The sequence below is a fragment of the Allocoleopsis sp. genome (genome assembly GCF_036703385.1).
Lineage (GTDB): Bacteria > Cyanobacteriota > Cyanobacteriia > Cyanobacteriales > Coleofasciculaceae > Allocoleopsis.
Window position 1 is genome coordinate 26,233 of the sequence record NZ_DATNPA010000059.1, and the last position, 9,157, is coordinate 35,389.

At 46.2% G+C, this 9,157-nt stretch carries 3 protein-coding genes and 1 tRNA gene; all 4 read right to left on the reverse strand.

What is annotated here, in order from left to right; all coding sequences use genetic code 11:
• Positions 1-97: 97 nt before the first annotated feature.
• Positions 98-179 (reverse strand) — tRNA-Leu (locus V6C93_RS03285).
• Between the two features lie 83 nt (positions 180-262).
• Positions 263-4,741, reverse strand: a complete 4,479-nt coding sequence (locus V6C93_RS03290) for a GAF domain-containing protein (protein ID WP_333475219.1) — start codon at positions 4,739-4,741, stop codon at positions 263-265.
• 1,061 nt (positions 4,742-5,802) lie between these two features.
• Positions 5,803-8,064, reverse strand: coding sequence for a PAS domain S-box protein (locus tag V6C93_RS03295; protein WP_333475220.1), 2,262 nt, complete (start codon positions 8,062-8,064; stop codon positions 5,803-5,805).
• A gap of 439 nt (positions 8,065-8,503) precedes the next feature.
• Positions 8,504-9,157 (reverse strand): hypothetical protein (locus tag V6C93_RS03300; RefSeq protein WP_333475221.1); only part of this gene is annotated, 654 nt, incomplete at its 5' end.

Consider the following 9,157-nt stretch of genomic DNA (forward strand, 5'->3'; position numbering starts at 1 on the left):
ACGACTAAAATGCCCAACCCTTACGCCTAAATCTTGACAGCAAATCGCGACATTTAATTGGCGAATGTACCACAGTTTCCATCTGTAGTTTGTGCAATGCGGATGAAAGGACTTGAACCTTCACACCTTGCGGTACTAGAACCTAAATCTAGCGCGTCTGCCAATTCCGCCACATCCGCTTAACTTGCATTAGCAATCATAGCAAAAACTTGAGATTATTGAACACACTCAGGCAAAAGAATTGCTGACAGCCTAGCCTCAACTACGAAGATTGCTGGATGGGAAGGGAAATTAAGAACACTGTGCCCTGACCGGGTGCGGAAATACACTCCAATTGACCCCCGTGTTTTTCAACCACAATCTGGTAGCTAATGGACATCCCTAGTCCTGTACCCGAACCGACTGGTTTCGTTGTAAAAAACGGATCGAATACCCTTCGCTGTACCTGCTGAGTCATCCCTGGCCCATTGTCACTCATCAGAATCATTACCTGATTGCGCTCGGCTAAAACCTCTGTGCAAATCCAAATCAAGCCGGGATGGGTTTTGCTCGCTTCAGGTGAGCGCTGTTTGTGATCCTCTTCTATCGCCTCAATCGCATTCGTCAGGATATTCATAAACACCTGATTGAGCTGCCCTGCATAGCACTGTACTTTGGGCAGATTGCCGTAATCTTTAAGGATTTGGATGTCTGGATATTCCGGTTGTTTGGCTTTGAGGCGGTGAGTCAGAATCAGCAGGGTATTATCAATCCCCTCGTGAATGTTCACCCATTTCATCTCGGCCTCATCCACCCGTGAAAAATTCCGCAGGGATAGAACAATCTGGCGGATGCGCTCGGTACCCATCCTCATGGAGGATACGATTTTGGGTAAATCTTCTTTAATGAAATCCAGGTCAATTTTTTGAGCTGAAGCTCTAATTTCTTTGATAGGACAAGGATAGTATTCCTGATAAAGTTGAATCAGATTGATCAGGTCTTCCGCGTATTCATTAACGTAGGTGATATTTCCATAGATAAAGTTAACAGGATTGTTAATTTCATGAGCGATGCCCGCGACTAGTTGCCCTAAAGAAGACATCTTCTCGCTTTGAACGAGTTGGGCTTGAGTTTGTTGAAGTTTACGCAACGCTTGTTCAAGTTGGGTCGCTTGCTTTTGAGCAGCATCAGCTGTTGTGCGACTTTGATGCAAAAGTTCGGCTTGACCGATCGCGATCGCAAGTTGATCCGCAACCCCCTGTAGCAGTTCCACTTCCTCCTCACACCAAGGTCTTGACCCCGTCGAGTGACCACAGCTAACCACTCCAATTTCGCCAGATGTTGTATGAATAGGCAGTGCCAACATAGCCGTATAGCCCAGACTGAAGAAAAACTTGCGCTCCGCTGGATCAGTTAAACTCCTAGCATTGTCCACACGAGTGATTTCCTTGTTAAACACCCTATCGGTCAAGGGGCCAAAGGTGCGAAGAGGAACACGGTGACCAATGACGCTGGGAAAGGCAGGACTCCTCGCTTCGGTCACCACCTCCCAAACCGGTTGAATCGCGTCTGGTCGGTACCACAGAAAAAAGCAGCGATCGATCTGCAACAAATTGCGAATCTCATACACTGTTGTTTCTAAAATGGTATTAAGGTCGAGAGAGCGACGAATCTGACTGGCAAGTTGGTTCAGCAGCGCCTCCCTCTGGGCTATTTCTCGAAATCTTTCTTTCGATTGGCGCAGTTCCTCCTCCGACTGCTGGCGCTCCAGGAAGGCTCCTACCCACTGTGCCATCAGCTTCAACAGTGCTTTATCTCCAACTGTAAAAGGGTGCTGGCGTGCCTGGAGGCTATAAAAGCTTAAGGTGCCATAAACCTTGCCAGCTACAACCACTGGCATCCCCATATAGGCTTCGAGTCGGCTAGATTTGTAGGCGGGGTGACTACTCCACGAGGAGAGTCCAGCCGATTCAAAAGCGATGGGTTCCCTTGCGCTAAACGTCACGCTGCAATAAATCTTCTCCAGACTCCAGATACTTCCTTTGGGAATTGGGAAGTTAGACTTGGGCGGAACTTGAGCGGCAATCACTTTATAGAGGTTGTTTTCCACCCGACCTAAAGCGCCCATCTCCAAACCAAATCGACGGCGTCCCAGTGCCAACAGTCCTTGTAAGCGTTGGTCAAAGCTGAGTTTTCGGGCTGTACTAACTTTATATATAGCTCGCAAGGTTTCTTCTGTCCGCTTGCGCTCTGTAATTTCGTGTTTAAGCGCTTCGGCTTGCTCTTGGGCTCTTAGAGTAGCAGCCCGACTTTGATTCAACAGTTCAGCTTGTTGAATAGCGATCGCAAGTTGCTCGGCAATCGCTAAGGTGACTTGCACGTCCGAGTCTTGCCAAGAGTAAGGACGATTTGCGACTAATAAACTGAGACTACCCCAGATTTGGGAGCCAAAGTGCAATGGAACCAACAGCCAAGCGCCGGGAAACCGTTGAGCCAAGTTTTGGTTGATTTTATCCTCACAACTAGTAGTATCGTCAATTAAGACAACTTCCGAGCGCTTCAGTCGAGCGGTAACCGTATTGTCCTCATCCGGGATTTCTAAACCTAAAGCGACGGGTAAATCGGAAGAGGCACGATAATCGGCTATATTCAACCACATCTCTCTTTCAGGCAAATATTGAACGACTACTGCCCTATCCACGGGTAGTAGATTGCCCATTTCCTTAACAGCTGTGGAAAAAATTGTCTCTAAATCTAGAGAGTTCCGAATGACTTGGACAACCTGATTGAGCGCCTGCTCTTTGAGGAGGCGCTGTCGCAGTGCTTCTTCCGCCTGTTTGCACTCAGTGATGTCGCGGCTTACACCTAACAAAAACCCAATTGTCCCGTCTTGTGTCAACTCAGGGACAATCCGAGTTTGATAAAATTTAATGCCACTCGGTGTAAGGAAGTCAAATTCAATAATTTGTTCGAGCCCAGTTGCTAATACCTCTAAGAGAGCCTCCTGCCAGCAAGTAACTAGCTCCTGTGGCATTCCCAACTCCTGATTAGTTTTGCCGATGAATGTTTGTTTCGGTATCCCCGTGCTGCGTTCGACGGCTGGATTGACGTATACATGACGTAATTGGGGATCAAACCGCGCAATCAAGTCCGGTGAATTTTCCACCAAAGCTCTAAACTCTTGTTGGCGCAGATGTAGCAGTTCTTCGGCTTGTTTGCGCTCGGTAATATCTGTGGAAATAACTATTGCCGCCACAACCTGCCCATCCTGTTGAATCGGTCCCACACGGCTGGCATACCAGGAAGTCGTACCGTTAGCACCAGCTCCAAGCGTTTCGTAGTAGACAGGCTCACCAGTTTGGAAAACTCGCTCAAAGGATTGCTTTAAGGTGTTGTGATGATCGAACGGGATGTAGTCATACACACTTGTCCCGAGCGCCTGTTCTACAGTAAAGCCTGGTACTGTGCGATTAATAAACAGGATTTTGCCAGTGCGATCGCACGTAAGAATAACATCAGGGGCATTTTTCACTAAAGAGCGCCACCTGGCTTCTGATTCCCGCAGTGCGTTTTCCGTTCGTTGGCGCTCATAGATTTCCTGCTGAAGTCGTTCTAAGGTATTGGTCAACCTCGCAGTACGCTCTGCTACTAATTCTTCTAAATGTTCCTGATATTGAGCTTGGGCTAAAGCAATGCTCAGCTGGTCAGCCAGCTGTTGCAAAAATTCAACTTCCAATCTCGACCATTGCCGGGGTGTGTCGCACTGATGGGCAACCAACAAACCCCAGAGTTTTTCTTTGAGGAGAATGGGTACAACGACCTTAGCCTTCACGCCAAACTGTTGTAGAAATTCAACCAGGCAAGAGGCTATTTCAGCGTTCTCTACATCCTCAATCGCCCGAATTCGTCCGGAGGCATATAGCTGATGGTACTCCGGGGGAAAGACTTCTGCTTCAAATGTCTGTCCGAGAATGGCGGGCCAGCCAGGAGTGACGGCCTCAGTCACCCCGCTCCCAGTTCCGTCTGACCAAAGACGGTAGATCACCACTCGATCCGCCTGAAGAAGATTTCGCACTTCCGTGACGGTGGTTTGGAGAATGTCCTCTAGCTGCAAAGACTGGCGAATTTTAAGGGTGATTTTAGCCAGCAACTGTGTTCGTTCGTCTTGGTGATCTAACTCTTTCGCCTCAGGCTTGCGATCCCTGCTGTGGTATCCTTCGGGGAACGGGTGAGGCGTGGGCGATCGCCTTAGGGACGACGCGGCGTCGTAGGAGCTAGCGCCAGCTTGGTGCTTAGCAGCAAAGCGAGGCAAAGCTACTCCGTAGGGAGAGCAACTACCGGTGATATCAATTCCGGTGCCAATCATATACTCAATAGCACCTTCATTGTTGAGTAGGGTCGTGTTTGACCAAGCGAGCCGACGGCGCTTCCCGTCCTTCGTTACCCAATAGCTTTCGTATTCGTACTCTGAAGAACTTCCAGCTTGGAAATTCTCCCACAGAGCTTGGAATGGCTCCACCTCTTCCGGAATCAAGAGGATATCCCAGATATGCCTACCTCGGACTTCATTAAACGAGTATCCTGTTGTTTGTTCGCTAGCTTTGTTAAAAGAAACAATTCGCCCCTGTTGGTCAAGAGTCACCATCAGGGCATTGACTGTATTCAGTTCGGTGGAGACAGGTTCTAGCTTTTTTTGCCATCTGCACTCGGTCTCCGTACTGTCAGGGCTGGATTCCGTCATGTGAGCTAGGCTTTGATTCACGTCTCTGTTGGCAGCTGTGCATCAATGTTTTCTGGGTAAAATTAGATTTATAGTGTTAATTTATAGGAATTATTAAGATACTCCCCTAATCCGAAATGGAGAGTTTAGTCAACTTAAAGCTATTAGCACTAAGTCAAAAGAAAGATTTTTCTTTTCAAAGGTTAATTATTTAGGTGAAATTCAATACTCTTCCTCAAAAAACTCTAAATATCTATGAATTTATCTATTGTTATCAGGACATCAATAGGCATCAATCGATAGTTAAATTGCTTCGTCCTCTTGCTGGGGTTGTAGACTAAAAAAGTTGATAACCGAATGAAAACTCTCTTGAGTTAGATAACTATATATAATTTTGACTACCTTTGGAAACAAATGTAAGCCTCTTTAAGAAGTATTTACACAATCTTATTGCAACTTTACTTTCAGGGATTGCCTTGAGGTCGCCATCGAGATAATTACCGTGCCGTAGGCGCTCCGGACTTTGATGGAAACTCGTCTCTGAATCGTCTTTAGGGAATCTCCACCTTACCCTGAAACCTTTAGTGTAGCCTCATTAAAGCTTTATGTATCCTAGGATACACTAAATCTTAATGTTCATTAAAATATGCAGGTTAAACAGTAGGGATTAAATTTATACGTCGTCGAATTTGGCTTAAAAATTTTTACTTGATGAAAATAATGAAACGCTGACCTGATTAACCTAGATACTCTTCTATCTAGGCTCACTGGACTTGATTCATATTTGCACTTTAAGAAGACCTAGAGCATCGATTCATTAATGTGTAGAACCCGCAATGGGTGTCTGTTTAGGGTTTGGGGCAGGCACTTCTTGTGCTGCCCCTATGGGAAATTACTGTTTCGATCAGTACTGAATCAGCGTTCATCAAAGCCTTTTCTCCACTCAGCTACAGTTGAGCTTGGCAGAGTGTTGGTACAGGGCTACAATCAACCGCGATCGCACTTTGGGCTCGCGCAGAAATAATATAATCTCCGCTTGAATACCCATCGTTAAGACTGATGCAAAAATACGGAGAGTACCCTTAACAGATGACTTTCGTGTTCTAACGGTTACTATCTACGCATTGCTGATGCAGCGGCAGCGTCACCGTAAATGTTGTGCCAACGCTCCCATCACTGGCTACGAAAATCTCACCTCCCTGTAATTCTACACACTGTTTAACCACTAGTAGACCTAAGCTGCTGGCTGCAACAGTACCGAGGGGACTGCCTCGGTGGAATGTCTTGAAGAGTAATTCTTGGTCTTCTGGAGATAGTCCTGAGCCAGAATCTTGAATGTGAAAAACGACCTGCTCCTCCTGACAAATCAGCTCCATCTTGACCTCGCTGCCTTCTGGAGAAGACTTAATCGCGTTGAGCAGTAAATTGGTGAGCAGGTGCCGCAGTAGTTTTTTATCCATACAGACATCGGCTCCATGACATTCACTGATGAAGCTAAGTTGATGCAAGAAACCTGCACCCTGCTGTACATCTTCCGTCAACTCACGGCAGAACTCGGTTAGATTGAGCAAAGCAGGGTTTAAGCTAAGTTCTTTAGTTTCTAGCTTCTTAATCAACAACAGGTTATGTAAGAGCTGATTAATTCGTCTAACATTCGCTTGAATCAGTTGCAGATAGTAGAGCAGTTTTTCATCAGCTTCTGGCTGAGCGTTACTTTCGATTAACTTGGTGCAAGCAAAAATGTTGTTGAGTGGATTGCGCAGTTCCCGCACAACGACCGAGACAAAGTAAGAGAAGTGGGATTGGAGAGTACTAAACTCTTCTTCTTTGGCTAAGGCTTCACTAATAGCGACGGCGGCTAGTTTTTGCTCGGTAATATCTCTAACTGTGACGACGACAGCCTCCGGTTTATGGTTGGTATCAGTGATGGGTGTCATCGTGTACTCATAGTCTCTGATGCCGTCTTTGGTGGGAAAGCTGGCTTCATCTGCGATCGCAACTCCCGTAGTAAATACGATCGCGCGTTGAGCATCCAAGCGTTCCATCACTTCAGCGGGTAACTCTAGCTGTTGCCAGGTTTTACTGATGAAATCGCTTTGATTGAAACCCAACGCTTGTGCCGCTGCTCGGTTCACATAGATATATTTTCCAGCGCGATCGCAGACAAAGAAGAATTCAGAGGTGCTAGAGAGAATATCGTTCAGGATTTTCCCTAACTGTTCAAGCAAGGGAGCGATTTGTGGGTTGGGAGTCTCGAGCAACTGATTGAAGCTATTTTTCTGCTCTTGCAGGCTTAATTCTAACTTCTTGGTTGCCTGCTGCTGTTTAATCGCTTCCTGGTATTCAATCGCGTGTTGCTGTTCAGCTTTCAGCTGACGCAGCGCTGTAATATCTTCCAGGATACAAGTCGCCAAGGGGGGTTCAGATTGAGTCCCTCGCACTAAAGAAAAGGTCAGGCGTCCCCACTGCATAGAGCGATCGGGATTTGAGAGGCGCTTTTCTAGCTGGTAAGAGCGGCGTCGTCCTGCGAGCAATTGTTGAAACATGGCCGACTCCATACCGGGTTCGTCCAAGTTCAGCAACTTAGAAAAACTTGTTTGTAATTCTTGTTCGCTATAACCTAGGGTTTCCTGGAGGACGCGGTTACTTTTGAGTAAGCGACCCTGGCTATCCAAAAGCGCTATTCCCACTGCCGAGTTTTCAAACATAGCACGGAATAGGCGATCGCTTTGCTTTTGGGGGGACTCCTTCTTAGGAGATGTCAGGTCTTGCAGCTGCCAACGCAAACCCACCACCTCCCCTTGGGGATTTTTGATCGGAGCTACGGTAAACGATACCCTAAAGGAGGCTCCGCGCCACCGTTGAAGCTGAACCTGCCAATTCTTGATCGGCTCACCCTTTTGAAACTGACGCAGCTGCGAGTAGAAGTCGCGACGTTCTTCGGGAGCGACAAACACCACTAAGGGTTTACCCACTAAACGCTCAGAGGAAACATTGAGCAACTGCGCTGCGGTTTGGTTGACTTCTAAAATCGCAGACTCTTTGTCTGTGACCACATAGCCATCTGGGGCAAATTCAAATAATTCTTGGTAGTGCTGTCGCTCTTGGTCAACAGCCTTGCGACTTTCGGCTAACGCTTCATTTTGTTGGCGCAGTTCCTCAGCAGCAACTTGTAACTCTTGCAGAGAAAGCGAGAGTTCCTCCAAACTCTGCATCAGTTCTTCTTGCGGCTTTTCAGGAACTTCATCAGCATCTTGCCATAGCTGAGCCGATGATGGCTTTGGCAGTTCGTCCACCTGTCGCCACAGTGCTTCTAAGCGCTGGAGGGATAGCGCGAGTTGTTGGTCAAAAATTTCGTAGGTCATATCTATATCTGCGCCTCATCCTTTTGTCCTGACGGTGAACTTCTGCGGACTGGACAGTTCTGCTTGTTTTCAGGCTTATCCTTGACGGAATCTTTACCAGCAGAGGTTTTGAGAAGTATGTATCATAGCAAAAACGAATCGCTGAACAAGAGTGCTGCCACAAACCCTGCGAGAAGTATCCATCCTCACCCAACCACTTTCGGGATCGCAGTGGGGAGAGGAGACAGGTCTAAGCCCCAACCTTAACGAAGTAGGCCGAGGTGTTTGACAGAGCCAGCGATCGCATATTTTTACACGAATTTAGGAGGGGCGTGGCGATATCCCCCACCCCTCACCCCCCTCAGGGGAATGGCACTGACTTAAGCAAAAAGTAGTTGTTCTTTGAGAAACCTGGTTCTCAACAAGCCCTGGTTTTTGCTGTGAGCAGTTACAGCGGAACTTATTCAGTGAGTAGGTAAGATAAGATTGACGAGCCAAGATTCTGCCCAAGTTCAAATACTTCTTTTGTGCTTGAAAACTCCTGAGTACGGATGAGTACGATAAAGTATTGGAGATTTTCTTTGAGATAGTTAGGTAAGTTAGTACGACTTGTAAGCTCCTCTAATGGGTCTATTATCGTCTCTACTACTCTATCTAGGTATGATTGCGTCCCATAGACGGCGTATGATCCATCACGAGTTTCAAAGGCGTAAAATCCTTTACCCTCGCTAGTACTAGCGCTAATTTTATAAGTAGCTTGACTGAGGTAATCACCTATTTGAAAGTAAATTTTAAGATGGCCTGAAAGAGCATATAATAAGTCTATTCTAACTTTTTTTTGTGCTAATTCAAATAAATGTATAATTTTGTCTCGTACAGCTATATGATGTTGATTACAAAAAAGATTATGACTTCTAGCCTCATTTAAAACTTTTTCAAGCTCTTTTGTAACTTTAGAATTACCGATAAATTCACAATAGGTATGATAAATAACTTCAGTTGCTTTTACAAAAATATCATATCTAGTATTTACTGAATCATTAACTCTAGGATGAGGAATAATAAATAAGAATTCTTCGCAGAGCCATCCTGTTGTAAAAGCAAGCGTTGCTTG

Coding starts and splice junctions, on each gene's coding strand:
- V6C93_RS03295 (WP_333475220.1), bottom strand. CDS start 8,064: ATGACCTACGAAATTTTTGACCAACAACTCGCGCTATCCCTCCAGCGC.